At 72.1% G+C, this 18236-nt stretch carries 17 protein-coding genes and 1 riboswitch; of the genes, 6 read left to right on the top strand and 11 right to left on the bottom strand.

Translation table 11 applies throughout. The annotated features are described in order from the left end of the window. Positions 1–198 precede the first annotated feature (198 nt). Positions 199–1308 (bottom strand): FAD-dependent monooxygenase, encoded by a 1110-nt coding sequence (locus IO40_RS0122945; RefSeq protein WP_031176042.1) that lies wholly within the window; start codon positions 1306–1308, stop codon positions 199–201. Between the two features lie 195 nt (positions 1309–1503). On the opposite strand from IO40_RS0122945, the gene IO40_RS0122940 reads away from it, so the two are divergent. Beyond that, positions 1504–2469, top strand: coding sequence for a GntR family transcriptional regulator (locus IO40_RS0122940; RefSeq protein WP_031176041.1), 966 nt, complete (start codon positions 1504–1506; stop codon positions 2467–2469). Between the two features lie 88 nt (positions 2470–2557). Beyond that, positions 2558–3199: a GNAT family N-acetyltransferase gene (locus tag IO40_RS0122935; protein ID WP_031176040.1), complete on the top strand. Its 642-nt coding sequence runs from the start codon at positions 2558–2560 to the stop codon at positions 3197–3199. 144 nt (positions 3200–3343) lie between these two features. On the opposite strand, the gene groL is transcribed toward IO40_RS0122935, so the two are convergent. The 4 genes from groL to thrC form a co-directional block, all read right to left on the bottom strand. Then, entirely contained in the window at positions 3344–4972 is a 1629-nt protein-coding gene (groL, locus tag IO40_RS0122930; protein WP_016472379.1) for a chaperonin GroEL, read from the bottom strand. A gap of 600 nt (positions 4973–5572) precedes the next feature. Continuing rightward, positions 5573–5776, bottom strand: coding sequence for a cold-shock protein (locus tag IO40_RS0122925; RefSeq protein ID WP_016472377.1), 204 nt, complete (start codon positions 5774–5776; stop codon positions 5573–5575). A gap of 454 nt (positions 5777–6230) precedes the next feature. Continuing rightward, entirely contained in the window at positions 6231–6506 is a 276-nt protein-coding gene (locus tag IO40_RS0122920; RefSeq protein ID WP_016472376.1) for a MoaD/ThiS family protein, read from the bottom strand. A gap of 53 nt (positions 6507–6559) precedes the next feature. Beyond that, entirely contained in the window at positions 6560–7867 is a 1308-nt protein-coding gene (thrC, locus tag IO40_RS0122915; RefSeq protein ID WP_174500690.1) for a threonine synthase, read from the bottom strand. A gap of 17 nt (positions 7868–7884) precedes the next feature. Next, positions 7885–8035: riboswitch (SAM riboswitch) on the bottom strand. Positions 8036–8226: 191 nt separating this feature from the next. Here thrC and IO40_RS0122910 point away from each other — a divergent pair. Beyond that, entirely contained in the window at positions 8227–9234 is a 1008-nt protein-coding gene (locus IO40_RS0122910) for a glucosyl-3-phosphoglycerate synthase (protein WP_016472374.1), read from the top strand. A gap of 240 nt (positions 9235–9474) precedes the next feature. After that, a complete protein-coding gene (locus IO40_RS0122905; protein ID WP_041968779.1) occupies positions 9475–10971 on the top strand; it encodes an alpha,alpha-trehalose-phosphate synthase (UDP-forming) in 1497 nt (498 codons plus the stop codon). Between the two features lie 15 nt (positions 10972–10986). Here the strand turns inward: IO40_RS0122905 and otsB are convergent, their stop codons facing one another. From otsB to IO40_RS0122875, 6 genes are all read right to left on the bottom strand, one after another. After that, positions 10987–11844, bottom strand: a complete 858-nt coding sequence (gene otsB / locus IO40_RS0122900) for a trehalose-phosphatase (protein WP_016472372.1) — start codon at positions 11842–11844, stop codon at positions 10987–10989. Between the two features lie 29 nt (positions 11845–11873). Further along, positions 11874–12386 (bottom strand): DUF3263 domain-containing protein, encoded by a 513-nt coding sequence (locus IO40_RS39870; RefSeq protein ID WP_016472371.1) that lies wholly within the window; start codon positions 12384–12386, stop codon positions 11874–11876. 37 nt (positions 12387–12423) lie between these two features. Further along, complete coding sequence (locus tag IO40_RS0122890) at positions 12424–13722, bottom strand: extracellular solute-binding protein (RefSeq protein ID WP_016472370.1); 1299 nt, start codon at positions 13720–13722, stop codon at positions 12424–12426. Between the two features lie 334 nt (positions 13723–14056). Beyond that, a complete protein-coding gene (locus IO40_RS0122885) occupies positions 14057–14509 on the bottom strand; it encodes a nuclear transport factor 2 family protein (RefSeq protein WP_016472369.1) in 453 nt (150 codons plus the stop codon). Positions 14510–14551: 42 nt separating this feature from the next. Continuing rightward, positions 14552–15304: an SDR family NAD(P)-dependent oxidoreductase gene (locus IO40_RS0122880; protein WP_016472368.1), complete on the bottom strand. Its 753-nt coding sequence runs from the start codon at positions 15302–15304 to the stop codon at positions 14552–14554. Between the two features lie 94 nt (positions 15305–15398). Further along, positions 15399–15830: an Rrf2 family transcriptional regulator gene (locus tag IO40_RS0122875; protein ID WP_030407927.1), complete on the bottom strand. Its 432-nt coding sequence runs from the start codon at positions 15828–15830 to the stop codon at positions 15399–15401. A 232-nt stretch (positions 15831–16062) separates the two neighbouring features. Between IO40_RS0122875 and IO40_RS0122870 the strand changes: the two genes are divergently transcribed. Further along, positions 16063–17022 (top strand): ROK family protein, encoded by a 960-nt coding sequence (locus IO40_RS0122870; RefSeq protein WP_031176038.1) that lies wholly within the window; start codon positions 16063–16065, stop codon positions 17020–17022. Beyond that, a complete protein-coding gene (gene nagA / locus IO40_RS0122865) occupies positions 17019–18203 on the top strand; it encodes an N-acetylglucosamine-6-phosphate deacetylase (RefSeq protein ID WP_016472365.1) in 1185 nt (394 codons plus the stop codon). The genes IO40_RS0122870 and nagA overlap by 4 nt, the downstream gene beginning before the upstream one ends. The last annotated feature ends 33 nt before the right edge of the window (positions 18204–18236 follow it).

Genomic DNA, 18236 nt, shown 5'->3' with positions numbered 1-18236 from the left:
GCGGCGGGCCGTTGCCCGGTCTCCTCGCGACCTGGCACCCACCCTGGGAACCGGCTCCCCACCCCCGCAAACATGTGACCTACGACCCCGCATAGTCCGTTATGTCCGATACGGGAAACCGCCCCACCCCCACCCCCGATCCCGGCATACCGGACATACGACACGAGGTCGTATGTGACCTGTCCCCTATGGGCGCCCTCACATTTCGCCCAGCACGAGGGCGTTCTTGGCCCGCTCCAGGGACTCCTCGGAGGGACCCTCGCCGGGGTTCTCGGTGGCGAGGGCCTGGTTGGACTCCACGTAGGGCCGCATGCGCTCCTCGTAGCGGGGCAGGGCCGTTGCCGGGTCGGCGGAGCGGCCCAGTTCCTCGGCCAGGACGTAGGCCCCCGCGAGGGCGAGGCTGGTGCCCTGGCCGGACAGCGGCGAGGCGCAGTATCCCGCGTCGCCGACGAGGGCGACGCGCCCCCGGGACCACCGGTCCATGTGCACCTGGGCCATGGCGTCGAAGTAGAAGTCGAGGGCGGTCCGCATGGCGTCGAGCAGCTTGGGCGTGTCGCCCCCCAGGGACTCCAGACGTGCGGCGAGAAGGGCTTTGTGCGCTGCGGTGTCGCGGTGGTCGTGGTCGAGCGGCTCCGAGCGGAAGCCGAGGGTGACGCGCAGCTCCGTGTTGTCGCGTGCCGGATACACGCAGTAGGTGGCGGTCTCGCCCTGGCACCAGATCTGCCAGTCCCGGAGGCCGAGGAAGTTGTCAGCGGTGAAGACGGCCACGTAGGAGCCGAGGTGGCGCAGGTGGTGCGCGTCGGGGCCGAAGACCAGGCGGCGGACGCCGGAGTGCAGCCCGTCGGCGCCGACGACGTAGTCGTAGGTGCGGCGCGCGCCGCCGGCGAAGGTGACGTGCACTCCGTCCGGCGCCTGGTCGAGCGCGGCGATGGCGTCGCCGAAGAGGAAGGTGGTGTGGGCATCGGCGTTCCGGTGGAGCAGGGCCGTCAGGTCCTCGCGGAGCAGTTCGATGTCGTCGCTGTCCAGCCGGCCGGCGCTATAGGTCATCTCGGTCGAGCGCCACAGTTCGTTGCCGTCGCCGTCGAGCATCGACATGCCGCGTGTGCGGGTGCGGGCCCGGCGGGCCCCGTCGAGGAGGCCCATCCGGTCCAGGACGGTGAGGGCGGCGCCGCGTACGTCGATGGCGTGTCCGCCGCGGCGTACGGCGGGGGCACGCTCGACGACGGTGGGCGCGTAGCCGTGGGCGTGCAGCCGCTGGGCGAGGGCGAGGCCGGCGACGCTCGCGCCGGAAATGAGGACAGTCTTCACGGAGGACTCCTTGTGTACGGCGTACGCGGAGGCGGTGCACACCTCCCGAGCCGTGAATGTACGCCGTACGCGCAGCTGCGGGCACCCTTCAACTCCGCGACTGCGCTAGGACAGGAGCCTCCGACGACCACCCCGCCGCCCCGCTTTCGCGCTGTTAGCCTCTGTCCTAGTACAGCCCCAGCCAGGAGGCCCCCTGTGACCGACGTCACTCCCCCGTATGCGCGGATCGCGGACGCCCTGCGCCGGCGCATCACCTCCGGCGAGCTCTCCCCGGGCGACCGGGTGCCCTCCACCCGGCAGCTCGCCCGGGAGTGGAACGTCGCGCTGGCCACCGCCACCAAGGCCCTCACCGCTCTGCGCCAGGACGGGCTGGTCGAGGCCCGGCCACGGGTGGGCACCGTCGTCGCGGCCCCGCGCAGCCGGACGGCGGCACCCCGCAGGAACCGGGCGCCGGAACCGGAACCGGGGACCGGGGCCACGGGCGGGGGCGAGCTGACCCGGGAGCGCATCGTGCGGGCCGCCGTCGCACTCGCCGACGCCGAAGGGATCTCCGCTCTCTCGATGCGGAGCGTCGCCGCCCGGCTCGGCACCGCCACGATGGCCCCGTACCGGTATGTGAACAGCAAGGACGACCTGCTGCTGATGATGGCGGACACCGTCCTGGGCGATCATCCGCTGCCCGCCCCGGCGGACGCCCCCGACGGCTGGCGGGCCCGCCTGGAGCTGGGCGCCCGGTGGCTGTGGCGCCGGCACCGGGACCACCCGTGGCTGGCCCAGATCGGTCCGCTGACCCGCCCCCTGCTGCTGCCCAATCTGATCGCGTACTCGGAGTGGATGCTCAGCGCCCTGGAGGGCCGCGGGCTGTCACCGGCCACCATGCTCGATGTGAACGTGCTCTTCTACAGCCACGTCCAAGGGCTGGCCGTCCAGTGGGAGCGCGAGACCGCCGCCCGCAGCAGCACCGGTCTGTCCGAACAGGAATGGCTGGACCGGCAGGAGGGCACCCTTGCCCAGCTCACCGCCTCCGGTGCGTACCCGGCCTTCGCCCGGGTGCTGGAGGCGCTGGCCGACGGCGGCTACGACCTGCGCCTGGACGAGCTGTTCGAGAGCGGTCTCGCCGCCATCCTCGACAGGGTGGCCCGCTTGAGCGGACAGCCCTGAAGACCGGCACTCCCCGCGACCCGGCGACCGCCCCGCCCACGTCCATAATCCGTTCGACCGCGCGGGGCCGCTCCGGCATCCTCCCGTCATGGAAGCCGAGGTATGGCCCCTCTACGGGCTGAGACTGACAACACCCCGCCTGGAGCTGCGACTTCCCGACGGGCCGACGCTCGACGCACTGTCCCGGCTGGCCGCCGGCCCGGTGCACGACGAGGCCGACATGCCGTTCAGCATCCCCTGGACGGCCGCCCCGCCCGCGGAGCGCGCCCGCGGCTGCTTCCAGCACGTCCTGGGCACCGTCGCGCAGTGGCGGCCCGAGGCCTGGACGCTGAGCACGGCCGTGCTCCACCAGGGCACGGTGATCGGCCGCCACGACCTGATTGCGGACGACTTCGGGGTCGTGAGGGAGGCCCGGACGGGCTCCTGGCTCGGCGCCGCCCACCAGAACCAGGGCTTCGGCACGGAGATGCGGGCGGCGATGCTGCATCTGGCCTTCGCGGGGCTCGGCGCGCTCAGCGTCACCTCGGCCGCCATGACGGACAACCCGCGCTCGCGCCGGGTATCCGAGAAGCTCGGCTATCACGTGGACGGCAGGGAGACCGTCGCCGTGCAGGGCAGGGCCCGTACCCAGTACCGCTTCCGCCTCGACCGCGCCGACTGGGAGGCCCGCCGCACTGTGCCGGTCACCCTCACCGGTCTGGAGCCGTGCCTGCCGTTCTTCGGCCTGTGAGCCGAACGGGCCCCGGGGCCCCCGCCCCCCGCGCCCGCCCCCGGGCCCCGGCACGGCGAAGGGCGGGCACCCCCGGTGGGAGTGCCCGCCCTCGACTGCCTTCGCGGACGGTACCGCGTCAGCGGTGTGGACCTGACCGGCCGATCAGAAGTCCATGCCGCCCATGCCGCCGGCACCCGCGGCGTCGGCGCCCGCGGCGGCCTTCTCCGGCTTGTCGGCGATGACGGCCTCGGTGGTGAGGAAGAGCGCCGCGATGGAGGCGGCGTTCTGCAGCGCGGAGCGCGTCACCTTGGCCGGGTCGAGGATGCCCTCGGCGATCATGTCGACGTACTCGCCGGTGGCCGCGTTCAGACCGTGGCCCGGGGTCAGGTTGCGCACCTTCTCCACGATGACGCCGCCCTCAAGGCCGGCGTTGACCGCGATCTGCTTGAGCGGGGCCTCCAGGGCCAGCTTGACGGCGGCGGCACCGGTGGCCTCGTCGCCCTCCAGCTCCAGCTTCTCGAAGACCGAGGACGCCTGGAGCAGGGCCACGCCACCGCCGGCGACGATGCCCTCCTCGACGGCCGCCTTCGCGTTGCGGACAGCGTCCTCGATGCGGTGCTTGCGCTCCTTGAGCTCGACCTCGGTGGCGGCACCGGCCTTGATGACGGCCACGCCGCCGGCCAGCTTCGCCAGACGCTCCTGGAGCTTCTCGCGGTCGTAGTCCGAGTCGCTGTTCTCGATCTCGGCGCGGATCTGGTTGACGCGGCCCGCGACCTGCTCGCTGTCACCGGCACCGTCGACGATGGTGGTCTCGTCCTTGGTGATGACCACCTTGCGGGCGCGGCCCAGCAGGTCGAGGGTGGCGTTCTCCAGCTTGAGGCCGACCTCCTCGGAGATGACCTGGCCGCCGGTGAGGATGGCGATGTCGCCCAGCATGGCCTTGCGGCGGTCGCCGAAGCCCGGGGCCTTGACGGCGACGGACTTGAAGGTGCCGCGGATCTTGTTGACCACCAGGGTGGACAGGGCCTCGCCCTCGACGTCCTCGGCGATGATCAGCAGCGGCTTGCCCGACTGCATGACCTTCTCCAGCAGCGGAAGGAGGTCCTTCACGTTGCTGACCTTGGAGTTGACGATGAGGATGTACGGGTCCTCGAGCTCCGCCTCCATGCGCTCCATGTCGGTGGCGAAGTAGGCGGAGATGTAGCCCTTGTCGAAGCGCATGCCCTCGGTGAGCTCCAGCTCGAGACCGAAGGTCTGCGACTCCTCGACGGTGATGACGCCTTCCTTGCCGACCTTGTCCATGGCCTCGGCGATCAGCTCACCGATCTGGATGTCGCCGGCGGAGATCGAGGCGGTGGAGGCGATCTGCTCCTTGGTCTCGATGTCCTTGGCCTGCTCCAGCAGGGCAGCGGAGACAGCCTCGGTGGCCTGCTCGATACCGCGCTTGAGGGCCATCGGGTTGGCGCCCGCGGCGACGTTGCGCAGACCCTCGCGGACCAGCGCCTGGGCCAGGACGGTCGCGGTCGTCGTGCCGTCACCGGCGACGTCGTCCGTCTTCTTGGCGACCTCCTTGACCAGCTCCGCGCCGATCTTCTCGTAGGAGTCCTCGAGCTCGATCTCCTTGGCGATGGAGACACCGTCGTTGGTGATGGTGGGGGCGCCCCACTTCTTCTCCAGAACGACGTTGCGGCCCTTCGGGCCGAGCGTGACCTTGACGGCGTCGGCAAGCTGGTTCATGCCACGCTCAAGACCGCGCCGCGCCTCCTCGTCAAAGGCGATGATCTTGGCCATGTGGGTTGGTCCTCCCTGGATTCCCCCATGCCCGACGCAAGGGGAGGGTTGGATTTCTCCGGACCGCGTGGCGCCCGCGACGGACGGCCTGCGACCCGGCGGTTCCTTCCCCACCCGGCCCGCGGACCTCACCGACCCGGTCCTTGTCTGTCACTCTCACTCGTAGAGTGCTAACCCAATGATTAGCACTCGGGCATGGCGAGTGCAAGCGGCACCGGGGGCGTCTCTCGACGGGGTGACACAGGGACGAGCCGACGACGGCCGGACACCGGGAGCCGGGTCCGGCGCCCGGCACACAGGGCTCCGCCCCGCCGGAAGGGTGCCCTCTCGCGGACCCCACCCCGGCCCACCGGGACGAGGCGTCCCCTTCCAGGGCCCACACCCCTCCCCGCGCGCACCCGGGGGCCGCCCGCCCCGAACGGGGAGAGCGGACACCGAAGCTCCGGGCCGGGAGCCCCGGACCCGATGACCCGGCCCCTCGGAGAGCCGGCCTCCCGGGGGCCCGGACCCACCCCCGGGACGTCAGAGAGGGGCCGCCCCCCTCATGGGGTGCGGCCCCTCTCTGTTCGAGGTCTGCGCCGTCGCGCAGTCCGGCAGCACTCAGCCGGTCACGCGGACCATGTCCGCCTGCGGCCCCTTCTGACCCTGCGAGATCTCGAACTCGACCCGCTGTCCTTCGTCGAGAGTGCGGTACCCGTCCATCTGGATCGCGCTGTAGTGGACGAACACGTCCGCACCACCGTCGACCGCGATGAAGCCGTACCCCTTCTCCGCGTTGAACCACTTGACGGTGCCCTGAGCCATTCCTAACTCCCCTATTACTGGCCCTTGCACGAGCCCGCACTTCGCGAACCCGGGTCAGACCTCACCCCCACGAGCGAGCGGGGGCGTGCGCCGGAACGCGTCGACCGCCGCTGAATGTATCTGCACGGACGCCCTCTGCAACAGGGCAATCGGACGGGAATTCTTGGCACGGCTGATCGGGAAAATCAGCTCAACTCCGGTGCTATCAGGGCAAGTCGGGCCGGGCATACGGGATCTTCACGACAATTGGCACACGGCTTTCCGCACTGATCCACGCCAACTTGTCGCGCTCTTGGCGCGTATTCATATGCAACCGGCAAGCGCGGCTGTCCTGTTCGCAGCCGCAGCGCGGGGAATCCCGGGGAACATCCGTCACTCTACCGCCTTCCGGAACGCGGAATCGCCCCTCCCCGTGCGGCCGGGGAGGGGCGATTCCGCAGGGGTTCGGGGCAGGTCAGCCGCCGGCCACCGCCGGGATGATGGAGACGCCGGCGCCGTCCGGCGTCGGGGTCTCCAGGCCCTGCTCGAAGCGGACGTCGTCGTCGTTGACGTAGACGTTCACGAAGCGGCGCAGCTTGCCGGTGTCGTCCAGCACACGGGCGCTGATGCCGGCGTGGTTCTTCTCCAGGTCGGCGAGGACCTCGGCGAGGGTCGCCCCCTCCGCCGTGACCTCCGACGCGCCGCCGGTGTAGGTACGCAGGATGGTCGGGATCCGGACGTTCACACTCATGTCGATCTTCCTCACGTGGGGTGAGGCCCCGCCCGGGGCCTCGGCGGCAGGGGTCAGGCGAGGCCCGCGTCGCGGAACGCGTCGAGGCTGGGGCGGATCACCGCGGTGGGCCGCGCCGTCGGCGCGACCGCGTCGAGCGTCTTGAGCCCGTCACCCGTGTTGAGCACGACGGTCGTCAGGGCCGGGTCGATGGCCCCGGACTCGATCAGCTTGCGCGTCACGCCCAGCGTGACACCGCCCGCCGTCTCCGCGAACACGCCCTCCGTCCGCGCCAGCAGCTTCATCGCGTCGACGATCTGCTCGTCGTCGACGTCCTCGACGGCACCGCCCGTCCGCTTGCAGATGTCGATGACGTACGGCCCGTCGGCCGGGTCGCCGATGGCGAGGGACTTGGCGACGGTGTCGGGCCGCTTGACCGGGCGGACCGCGTTCGTCCCGTCCTTGAAGGCGCGGGAGACCGGGGAGCAGCCCTCGGCCTGGGCCGCGAAGATCCGGAACGGCTTGTCCTCGACGAGCCCCAGCCGGATCAGCTCCCGCAGCCCCTTGTCGATCTTGACGAGCTGGCAGCCGGAGGCGACGGGGATGACGATCTGGTCGGGCAGGCGCCAGCCGAGCTGTTCGCAGATCTCGTACGCCAGGGTCTTGGAGCCCTCGGCGTAGAACGGCCGCAGGTTGACGTTGGTGAAGCCCCAGCCCTCGCCCAGCGGGTCGCCGATGAGCTCCGAGCAGAAGCGGTTGACGTCGTCGTACGTGCCGTCGATGGCCACCAGGTCACCGCCGTAGACGGCGGCCATCACGACCTTGGACTGCTCCAGCCCGTCGGGGATGAACACGCAGGAGCGCAGCCCCGCGCGGGCGGCGGCGGCCCCCACGGCACCGGCCAGGTTGCCGGTGGAGGAGCAGGAGAGCGTGGTGAAGCCGAAGGCGCGGGCGGCCTGAAGCGCGATGGCGACCGGACGGTCCTTGAAGGAGTGGGTCGGGTTGCCGGAGTCGTCCTTGACGTACAGACCGCCGGTCACGCCGAGTTCGGCGGCGAGCCGGTCCGCCTTGACCAGCTGGGTGAAGCCGGGGTTGAGGTTCGGCCCGGCGGCGACGTCGGCGGGCACCGGCAGCAGCGGGGCGTACCGCCACATCGAGGCGGGCCCGGCCTCGATGCGCTTGCGCAGCCCCTCCGGGTCCCCGGTCGGCAGTTCGTAGGCGACCTCCAGCGGACCGAAGCACTCCAGGCACACGAAGCTGGGGCCGAGCGGGGTGCGGGTGCCGCACTCGCGACAGGAGAGGGCGACGGCCGCGCCGAGATCGTAGGGGGAGTCACCGCTGGTGCCGGGGGTGCTGTTCGCTGCAACTGTTTGCACAGCCATGTAGGCGAGGCCCTTTCTCCTCATCTTCCCCGTGCCGTATCTCGTCACGGGCCGGAATTGGCACCGTCCCCACGAGGCGGTCTCGCCTGGAGATTCCGCGTACACGCGGATCGCGGGATGGTTGCCGGGGCTTCAACGGGCCGTTCCCTCTGCCCCTCTGGATGAGCTGCACTATGGGCACCGGGCGGCCGGCAGGCCGCTCGGGCATGTGACGCGAGGGCCCCCGAGATGCGGAGGCCACCTGCGTTGTTCAAGACTGTAACCGACGGCGGTCACGCTTGAGAGGGACGTCCGATCGGCGAGATGGCACAGTCGGGGACCGTCCGTCACCCCCAGTCGGACTACGGGAAGGCGCACACGTGCTCGATGAAGTGGGCGAATGGCTGCGACGCCGTTCCTGGCGCGCCGCCGACCGGCCGCTGGAGGCACTGCTGGCCGCCAAACGACGCACGGGTGCCACGGTCAGTGTGGTGCTGCCCGCGCTGAACGAGGAGGCCACCGTCGGCGACATCGTCTCGGTGATCCGCCGGGAGCTGGCCACACCGCACCCCGCCACGGGAACCTCGCTGGTGGACGAGGTGATCGTGATGAACTCGGGCTCCACCGACCGCACGGCGCAGGTCGCCGAGGCGGCCGGGGCCCGGGTCGTGCACCGCGACGACGTGCTGCCCCGGGTGCCGACCCGGGCGGGCAAGGGCGAGGTGCTGTGGCGGTCACTGATGGTGACCAGGGGCGACATCATCTGTTTCGTCGACGCCGACCTGCGGGAGTTCTCCCCCGACTTCGTCACCGGCATCGTCGGCCCGCTGCTGACGGAGCCCGACGTCCAGCTGGTCAAGGCCATGTACGACCGTCCGCTGCGGGACAGCCCGGCCGGCGGCGGCCGGGTCACCGAATTGGTGGCACGTCCGCTGCTCAACCTGCACTGGCCGCGGCTCGCGGGACTGGTGCAGCCGCTGGGCGGCGAGTACGCGGCGCGGCGCTCGCTGCTGGAGCGGCTGCCGTTCCCGGTCGGCTACGGCGTGGAGCTGGCGCTGCTGGTGGACGCGCTCGATCTGGTCGGGCTGGACGCGCTGGCCCAGGTCGACGTGGGCGTACGGCTGCACCGCAACCAGGACGGGCTGGCGCTGGGCCGGATGGCCACCGCCATCATGGCGGCGGCCGAGCGGCGCATCGGCCGCACCCCCGAACCGGACGGCGAGGACGGCCCCGCCCTGCTGGACGGCCGGTCCGGGGTGACTCCGCTGACCCAGTTCGAGCGGGACGGCTCGGGCTCCTTCGTCCCGCGGGGGCACCTGGTGGACGCCGAGGAGCGCCCGCCCATGTGCACGGTGCCCGAGTACGGGCAGCGCCGGGTGGCGGCGTGAGCGGCGCACCAGGGTGAAACAGCGAAAGGGGCCCCTCCCGGGCGGAGTGCCGGGAGGGCCCTTCGTGACGGCAACGCCCGGTGGCGGCGCGCCGGGGCGGTGACGCGGCGGGTGCGGGTGCCCCGGCAGGACGGTCCGCACACGCGGGCCGTCCCGTGGTGTGTCCGTGTTCGGCGGCCATAGGTGGTTGGGCGGCCACGCGTACGTTTGAGCCAATTCGGTCGCGGCTAGGCTCGGCCCATGGTCGCTGGAACACCGTCACAGGGAGTCACTTCGCCAGAAGGACCGGCCCGCGTGCTGGTCGCCTCCAACCGGGGGCCCGTCTCGTACACGCTGGAGGAGGACGGCTCGCTCACCGCCAAACGCGGTGGCGGCGGTCTCGTCTCCGGGCTGTCGGCCATCGGGCCGGAGGCGGACGCGGTGTGGGTGTGCGCGGCGCTCGGCCCGGGCGACCGGGAGGCCGCCCGCCGTGCGGAGGGCCGTCTGGACCGCGCGCAGACCGGCGGCCAGACGGTGCGGATGCTCGACATCCCCGCCGCCACCTTCGAGGCGGCCTACCAGGGCATCGCCAACTCGGTGCTGTGGTTCACCCACCACATGCTGTACCAGACCCCGCTCGATCCCGTGTTCGACGAGGACTTCACACGGCAGTGGGAGCAGTACGAGGCGTACAACACCGCGTTCGCCGACGCACTGGCCCAGGAGGCCGCGCCCGGCGCCACCGTGCTGGTGCAGGACTACCACCTCACCCTGGTGCCCGGCCTGCTCCGCGAACGCCGCCCCGATCTGCGCATCGGCCACTTCTCCCACACCCCCTGGGCGCCCGCCGACTACTTCCGGCTGCTGCCCGACGCGGTCGCCCGCGACGTCCTGCGGGGCATGCTCGGCGCCGACCGCGCCGCGTTCCTCACCGCCCGCTGGGCCCGGCTGTTCGCCGACTGCTGCGCGCAGGTGCTCGGCGCCACCGTCACCGGTGAGGGCTCGTCGCTGTCCGTCACCCATGAGGGCCGCACCACCCGCATCGGCGTGCACCCGCTCGGCGCCGACGGCGACTTCCTGCGCGAGCGCGCGCACCGCGACGACGTCGCCGACCGCATGACGCAGTTGCGCGAGCAGGTGGGGACCGCCCCCGACGGCACTCCGCGCCGCACCATCGTCCGCGTCGACCGCACGGAGCTGTCCAAGAACATCGTGCGCGGACTGCACGCCTACCGGCGCCTGCTGACCGACCACCCCGAGTGGCGCGAACACGTCGTGCACATCGCGTTCGCCTACCCCTCCCGGCAGGACCTCGCCCTGTACCGCGACTACACGGCGGAGGTCGGCCGGGTCGCCGACGAGATCAACGCCGAGTTCGGCACGGGCGACTGGACGCCCGTCGTCCTCCACGTCAAGGACGACTTCGCCCGCTCCCTCGCGGCCTACCGCATGGCGGACGTCGCCCTGGTCAACCCCATCCGCGACGGGATGAACCTGGTCGCCAAGGAGATCCCCGTCGTCTCCGAGGAGGGCTGCGCGCTGGTGCTCTCGCGGGAGGCCGGCGCCCACGAGGAGATGGCCGCCGACGCCTTCTCCGTCAACCCGTACGACGTGCGGGAGACGGCCCGCGCACTGCACGCCGCCCTGGAGATGGACCCCGCCGACCGCGAGGCCCGCTCCCGCCGCCTCGCCGGGACCGCCACCGCCCATCCCCCCACCCGCTGGCTCCTCGACCAGCTCGAAGCACTCGGCTCCTGACGGCCCCGGCCCACCTCAGAGGCTGTCCGCGAGCCGGTGCAGCCAGCCGGTCAGACCGGCCGGGCCGGACAGGGTGAGGTCGGCACGCTCCGCGAGCGCCGGCACCGTCTCGGTGCCGGCCTCCGGCGCGCTGTAGACGAGCAGTCCGGCCGTGCCCTGCGCGCGGAGCGCGGCCACGGCGTCGTACGCGGGCAGGTCCCCGCGGTCGTCCCCGCCGTAGACCACCGCCGTGGCGCTCTTCTCCTGGACGTAACCGGTCAGGGCCGCGCCCTTGTCGGCACCCGGCGGGCGCAGCTCCAGCACCATCCGCCCGGGCTCCACCATGAGCCCGTGCTCCTTAGCGAGGGCGTACAGCGGGGCGCGCAGCAGTTCGAGCGCCTCGTCGGGGGAGGCGGCACGCCGGGTGTGCACCGCGAGCGCCCTGCCCTTGTCCTCCGTCCAGGTGCCCTCGGGGGCTCCCAGCCGTTCGAGCAGTCGGGGCAGTTCGGCCCGTACGGCGGCGACCCCGGGAGGCGGTTCGGGCGCCCGGACCGTCCCGTCCCCGGCGTCCCACCGCTCGGCCCCGTAGGCACCGAGCACGGTGAGCCCTTCCAGACCAGCGGCGCCCGCGAAGCCGCCGAACCGTACGGCGTCGGCGGCGGGGCGTCCCGTGATCACGACGATGCCCGCCAGCCGGGGCGCGAGCCGGGCGAGCGCGGGCACCGCCTCCGGATGGGCCCGCGCCTGGCGCGGGTCGGCGACGATGGGCGCCAGCGTCCCGTCGAAGTCCAGCGCGAGCACCGCCCGCGCGGGGTCGGCGAGGAGGGCGGCGAGTCCCGCGCGGCCCTCCTCCGTCCGGGGCCGGGGCAGATCCGGGTGCGGCTGTGTCGGCATGGCCGCACCTTAACCAGGCGGGCGCCCCGTCACCGCGTACGGTCGCGGTTGGCCTGACGGACGCGGCGCAGCCGGTTGACCGTCACGGGCGCGTACCGCAGCGCCTCCGGGTCGTCGAGCAGGGCGTTGAGGTACTGGTAGTAACGGACGGGCGACATGCCGAGCCGTTCCCGGACGGCCCGTTCCTTCTCACCGGGCGAGGGCCAGCCACGCCCCGCGAAGTCGAGCACGGCCCGGTCCTCGTCCGTGAGCACCGGCCCGCCCCCGGCCCCGACGCCCGCCCCGGACTCCGCAGGTGAGGCCCCCAGGCAGCCGCCCTCCCCCACGGCCCCGTCCGGCTCCCCGACCACCGAAGGTTCGACGGCCGCCGCGGGCTCCACGGCAGCGACGGCCTCCGCCGACGCCCCGGACGCCGCGGACTCCGCAGTCCCCGGCTCCGCGCGCGGGGCGCTCCCGCTGCCGACCGCCTCGGCCGAACCGGGTTCGGCCGGGCCGGCCCCCGCCGGTCCGGTTCCCGCCTCGTGCTGCCGCGTGCCGTCCATGGTTCAACGGTACGCGGCAGCGGTGACAGCGGGACCGCTACGCGGACTCGGCCTTCTTCTCGGCGGCCTCCGCCTTGCGCTGGAGCGTGGTCAGCACGCTCTTGGGGTCGCCGCCCTTCATCGCGGCCTGGCCGACGGTCTCCTTGAGTGCGGCATTGGTCGCGGCCCAGGAGACCTTGCCCACCGGGTAGAACTCGGCGCTGGCGAGCTGGTCGAGGAACGGCCACAGCTTCTTGTGCCGCTTGTCCTTGCGCATCCGTTCCGAGGCGCTGGTGGTGACGGGGAGCAGCCCGTACTGCGAGGCGAAGGCGTAGTGGTTCTTCTCCTCGTAGACGAAGGAGAGGAACTTGCCGCACTCCTCGCGGTGGCCGTTCTTGCGGAAGGCCATCATCCAGTCGGCGACCCCGAGGGTGCCCTCGGCGGGGCCGTCCCGGCCGGGCAGTTTGCCGGTGCCGTACGAGACGTTCTTCTGGTCGGCCTGCTGCATCAGCGTGGGGTGGCCGTTGAGGACGCCGACCTGGCCGGCGCTGAACGCGTCGAACAGCTTCTGGCGGTCCACCCGCTGGGGGTTGGGCTCGGTGTAGCCGGGGACGACCATGTTGTCGCGCAGCCACTGCATGGTCTCGATGTTCTCGGGGCTGTTGAGCGTGTAGTTGCCGACGCTGTCCACGTAGGAGCCGCCGTTGCCCAGCATCCACATGAGGGCTTCGCCCTGGGCCTCCTCGGGGCCGAGCGGCAGACCGTAGGGGATCTTGACGCCCGCCTCCTTGAGCCGGCGCGCGTGCACCTGGAGCTGTTCCCAGCTGCTGGGCGGCTCGTCCGGGTCGAGCCCGGCCTTGGCGTACAGGTCCTTGTTGTAGAACAGCACGCGGGTGCTGCCGACGAAGGGCAGTCCGTACTGGACGCGGCGTACCTCGCCCGCTTCCGCGAGGGAGCTGAGGAATTCGGCCTGGACGGGGATCGGCAGCAGTTCGCTGACCTTGTAGAGCTTTCCCTCGGCGGCCCAGTCGGCGTACGAGTCGACCTGGGCGATGTCCGGCGGGTTGCCGTTCTCGACCATCTCGGTGAGCTTCTTGCCGATGTCGTTCCAGCTGTGGACGGTGACGTCGACCTTGATGCCGGGATTCTTCTCGGTGAAGGCGTCGGCCAGTTTCCGCCAGTAGATCTTGGAGCTGTTGTTGGCGCCGGGATTCCCGTAGTCGGCGGCGACGAGCTTCAGCGTGACATCGCCGGATCCCGTACCGCTGCCGCAGCCGGACAGTGCGGTCGCCCCGGCCGCACCGGCCACCCCTGTAGCAGCCCATCTCAGGAAACGACGCCGATCCATCTTCTTCATTACCCCTCGACCCTGCGAACCCTCAGATCATGCTGTGAGCCCCCTGGCACCCCAAGCCCCCTTTGGCACCATCAACCCCGGCCCGTTGGGCGGGAGTCTCCCTCCACCACGCCCGCAACGTCTACAGGTGCCGGATACCGGTACGGAATCAGGTTGGCTTCCGTTCGAGATCTTCGAACAAGTCCGGACACGGAACACCTCGCACCGCTCGGGAAACGGCCAACTCCCCACCGTGCGAAGCCGATCGGCGCCTACTCCGCGTACTCGGTCCGCGTGGCCCGGACCGGACCGGACCGGCCCGCCGGGCCACGCGGGTTCCCCGGGCACCCTGCGGTCAGCCGGCGTCGAACGCCGCGGCGACGGTCAGCGTGTCCTCGTACAGGTGCATACGGACGATCCGGCCGTCCTCGACCACCAGGTGCATGGCCGCCGGTGTGGTGAACTCCTTCCCGGTGGCCGCGACGGTGTGCGTCCAGACCGCCAGCAGCACCACGTCACCGCCGTCGACGACGACGCGCTCCAGTGCGACCTCGCTCCTGCCGGGGACGAAGTGCGGCCACATCGTGGTGAAGTACGGCGCGACCTCCTCCCGGCGGGTGCGGCGCCCGGTCCAGGGCAGCGCGTCGTTGCCGGGTACGTACCAGTCGATCTCCTCGGCGAACAGTTCCTGGATGCCCTCGGGGTCCTGCCTGCCGAGGCGCTCCACGAACTTCTCGGCCACGGCCCGCGCGCTCCACGTGCCCGCCGCCGCCGTCGCTTCCGCTGCCGTTGTTGCTTCCGTTGCCATCGTCCTTGTCCTTCCGTGTTGTCCTTCCGCTGTTTCCGGCGCCTACAGCTGTGTGGCGCCGCCGTCGACGAACAGTTCGGCGCCGGTGGTGAACGTGCTCTGGCCCCCGGCCAGATAGAGGGCGGCGGCTGCGACCTCGTCGGGGTGGCCGACGCGGCCGAGCGGGGTCGGCGGGGCGGGCTCTGCCGCGCTGGGCCGGTCGCCGTCGGGGAAGGCGGCGAGGAGTTCGTCCAGGCCCGGGGTGCCGACGGGGCCGGGGGTGAGGGCGTTGACGCGGATTCCGCGGCCGGCCAGTTCGGCGGCCCATGTGCGGGCGAGGCTGCGGATCGCGGCCTTGGTCGCGGCGTAGACGCCCAGGCCCGGGGTGGCCCGCAGGGCCGAGCTGGAGGAGAGCAGCAGCACCGAGGCGCCGGCCGTCAGCAGCGGCAGGGCCTTCTGGACGGTGAAGACCGTGCCCTTGAGGTTGATCGAGACAGTGTGGTCGTACTCCTCCTCGGTGATCGCGCCGAGCGGGCCGTATTCCCCGACCCCGGCGTTGGCCACCACGACATCCAGCCCGCCGCTGCGGTCCGCGATCTCCGCGAAGAGCCGGTCGAGGTCGCCGAGGTCCGAGGTGTCGCCCTGTACGGCGATGCCCCGGGGGCCGACCTGTGCGACGGCGGCGTCCAGCGCGTCCTTGCGGCGCCCGGTGAGGTAGACGGTCGCGCCCTCGGCGGCGAAACGGCGGGCGGTCGCCAGACCGATACCGCTGGAGGCGCCCGTGACGAGGGCGGTCTTGTCGTCGAGCTGTCCCATGACACTCTCCGATTCCTTGATGTAACAATTCTGGTTACATTGACCGGGGCAAGAAGCGACCTCCCTCTCTCAGGGGAGGTCGCCGACCTGCCGATCAGGCGGCTTTCAGGATGTCCCGCAGTACGTCCTCCAGCGTGGCCCCGGCCAATTCCCTGCGCAGGGCGGCCTCCACGCCGTCGTACACGGCGGTCAGCGCCGGCCCGATACCGCGGCCCACGACGCACTCGGGGTCCGGTGTCGCGCGGTGCAGGGCGAAGACCGGGCCCGGTTCGACCGCCTCGTAGACGTCGAGCAGGGTGATCGCCGACAGGTCCCGCGCGAGCATCCAGCCCGCCCCCGCCCCCCGCCGCGAATCGGCCAGGCCGGCCTTGCTCAGCTGGGCCAGCAGGCGGCGGATCACCACCGGGTTGGTGTTGACGCTCGTCGCGATCTGTTCGGAGGTGGCGACCTCGTGGCCGCGCCGCTGGTACAGCCCGATCCAGGTCAGAGCGTGTGCCGCGATGGTCAGCCTGCTGTTGGCGCTCATACCGGCCTCCACCTCCCTCGCTCCGCGGTCTGGTCGTAACCGTATTTGTTACGACGCCGGACGGCAAGCCCCGCCCGCGGCCACGGCTCCCGGCCGCGGGCGGAACCGCCGGGAGAAGAAGACCCCCGAGTGGACTAGACCTTTACAGGGATCACGCGGGAGACTGTCCCGCGTGAGCACCCGTGACGACGACCCCACCGCAGCCGCCCAGCCGCCCGGGACCGAGCGGACCGTGCGGTACGTCATCGCCCTCGACGTCGGCGGCACCGGCATGAAGGCCGCACTCATCGGCAGCGGCAACGAACTGCTGCACGAGGCGCGGCGGGCCACCGGACGCGAACGCGGCCCGGACGCCGTGGTCGAGGCCATCCTCGACTTCGCCGCCGAACTGCGCACCCTCGGCCTGGAGCGGTACGGCACCGAACCGTCCGCCGCCGGGGTCGCCGTGCCCGGCATCGTGGACGACGCACAGGGCGTGGCCGTCTTCTCCGCCAACCTCGGCTGGCGCGACGTACCGCTCCGCGCACTGCTGAGCGAACGGCTCGGCCGCGGCCGGCCCGCCGGTGCGCCCCCGCTGCCGGTGGCGCTCGGCCACGACGTGCGCACCGGGGGCCTGGCGGAGGGCCGGATCGGCGCCGGCGAGGGCGTGGACCGCTATCTGTTCCTGCCGCTGGGCACCGGCATCGCGGGCGCCATCGGTATCGGCGACACCGTCGAACCGGGGGCGCACGGCAGCGCGGGCGAGATCGGCCACATCGTCGTACGCCCCGATGGGCCGCCCTGCGGCTGCGGACAGCGCGGCTGTCTGGAACGGCTCGCCTCCGCCTCCGCCGTCGGCGAGGCGTGGGCCGCGGCCAGCGGCGACCCGGAGGCGACCGCGGCGGACGCCGCCAAGGCCGTCGAGTCGGGCGACCCGCGGGCCGTCAAGGTGTGGGCGGACGCGATCGACGCGCTGGCCACCGGCCTCGTCACGGGCATCACGCTGCTCGACCCGCGCACACTGATCATCGGCGGCGGCCTCGCCGAGGCGGGTGACACCCTCTTCGTTCCGCTCCGGGAGGCGGTCCGCGAGAAGGTCACGTTCCAGCCACTCCCGGCCATCGTCCCCGCGGCGCTCGGTGACGCCGCGGGCTGCCTGGGCGCGGGGCTCCTCGCCTGGGACCTACTCTCCGCGGAGGTTGCGAACCGATGAGCAAGCGAACGGTGCTGACGGGCGCCCGGGTGGTGCTGCCCGAAGGGGTGCACGAGAACGGCCGGCTGACGGTCGAGGACAGCCGGCTGGCCGCCGTGGAACCCGTCGCAGGGACCGGGGAAGCGGGCGGGACCGCCGCGTCCGAAGGTGCCGAGTCCCTGGACCTGACGGGCCACTGGATCGTGCCCGGCTTCGTGGACGTGCACGTCCACGGCGGCGGCGGTGCCTCCTTCTCGGCCGGCGACCACACCGAGTCGCTGACCGCCATCGACACCCACCGCAGACACGGCACCACCACCATGGTCGCCTCCACCGTCACCGGCGACCTGGACGAGCTGGCCCGCCAGGCGGGTTCGCTGAGCGAACTGGTCGAACAGGGCGATCTGGCGGGCATCCACTTCGAGGGCCCGTTCATCTCCTGCCAGCGGCGCGGGGCGCACGAGGAGTCGCTGCTGCGCGACCCCGACCCGGCCGACGTCCGCAAGCTGCTGGACGCCGCGCGCGGCCACGCCGCGATGATGACGCTCGCACCGGAGCGTGCGGGCGGCCTGGAATCGGTGCGGCTGCTGGCCGACAACGGTGTCATCGCCGCCGTCGGGCACACCGACGGCACCTACGAGAGCACCCTGGAGGCCGTCGAGGCGGGCGCGACGGTGGCCACCCACCTGTTCAACGCCATGCCGCCGCTGGGGCACCGCGCGCCCGGCCCGGTCGCCGCGCTGCTGGAGGACGAGCGGGTGACCGTCGAGCTGATCAACGACGGGACCCATCTGCACCCGGCCGCCCTCCAGTTGGCGTTCCGCGCGGCCGGCCCCGAGCGGGTCGCCTTCATCACCGACGCGATGGGCGCGGCCGGTATGGGCGACGGCCGCTACCCGCTGGGCAACCTGGAGGTGGAGGTGCGCGACGGCGTGGCCCGGCTGGTCGAGGGCGGCTCCATCGCGGGCTCGACGCTCACCCTGGACCGTGCCTTCAAGCGGGCGGTGACCGTCGACGGCATCCCGGTCGCCCAGGCGGTGGCCGCACTGTCCGCGAACCCGGCCCGGCTGCTGGGCGTGGCCGACCGCGTGGGCACCCTGGAGGCGGGCAAACTGGCCGACCTGGTGGTGCTCGACGAGAGTTTCGATCTGGTCGGCGTCATGCGCCACGGTGCCTGGATCGTGCACCCGCACGGCCGCTGAGCTGGTACGGGGGGTCGCCCGGCGGCGGTTCCA

Origin of the sequence: Streptomyces albus subsp. albus (assembly GCF_000725885.1) — a bacterium.
GTDB classification, from domain to species: Bacteria; Actinomycetota; Actinomycetes; order Streptomycetales; family Streptomycetaceae; genus Streptomyces; species Streptomyces albus.
The sequence above is the reverse complement of the archived record's forward strand: the minus strand, read 5'-3'. Positions and strand labels throughout refer to the sequence as shown.

Coding starts and splice junctions, on each gene's coding strand:
- IO40_RS0122880 (WP_016472368.1), bottom strand. CDS start 15,304: ATGGGACAGCTCGACGACAAGACCGCCCTCGTCACGGGCGCCTCCAGC.
- IO40_RS0122920 (WP_016472376.1), bottom strand. CDS start 6,506: ATGAGTGTGAACGTCCGGATCCCGACCATCCTGCGTACCTACACCGGC.
- IO40_RS0122890 (WP_016472370.1), bottom strand. CDS start 13,722: ATGAAGAAGATGGATCGGCGTCGTTTCCTGAGATGGGCTGCTACAGGG.
- nagA (WP_016472365.1), top strand. CDS start 17,019: ATGAGCAAGCGAACGGTGCTGACGGGCGCCCGGGTGGTGCTGCCCGAA.
- IO40_RS0122935 (WP_031176040.1), top strand. CDS start 2,558: ATGGAAGCCGAGGTATGGCCCCTCTACGGGCTGAGACTGACAACACCC.
- thrC (WP_174500690.1), bottom strand. CDS start 7,867: ATGGCTGTGCAAACAGTTGCAGCGAACAGCACCCCCGGCACCAGCGGT.
- otsB (WP_016472372.1), bottom strand. CDS start 11,844: ATGCCGACACAGCCGCACCCGGATCTGCCCCGGCCCCGGACGGAGGAG.
- IO40_RS0122925 (WP_016472377.1), bottom strand. CDS start 5,776: ATGGCTCAGGGCACCGTCAAGTGGTTCAACGCGGAGAAGGGGTACGGC.
- IO40_RS0122885 (WP_016472369.1), bottom strand. CDS start 14,509: ATGGCAACGGAAGCAACAACGGCAGCGGAAGCGACGGCGGCGGCGGGC.
- IO40_RS39870 (WP_016472371.1), bottom strand. CDS start 12,386: ATGGACGGCACGCGGCAGCACGAGGCGGGAACCGGACCGGCGGGGGCC.
- IO40_RS0122905 (WP_041968779.1), top strand. CDS start 9,475: ATGGTCGCTGGAACACCGTCACAGGGAGTCACTTCGCCAGAAGGACCG.
- IO40_RS0122875 (WP_030407927.1), bottom strand. CDS start 15,830: ATGAGCGCCAACAGCAGGCTGACCATCGCGGCACACGCTCTGACCTGG.
- groL (WP_016472379.1), bottom strand. CDS start 4,972: ATGGCCAAGATCATCGCCTTTGACGAGGAGGCGCGGCGCGGTCTTGAG.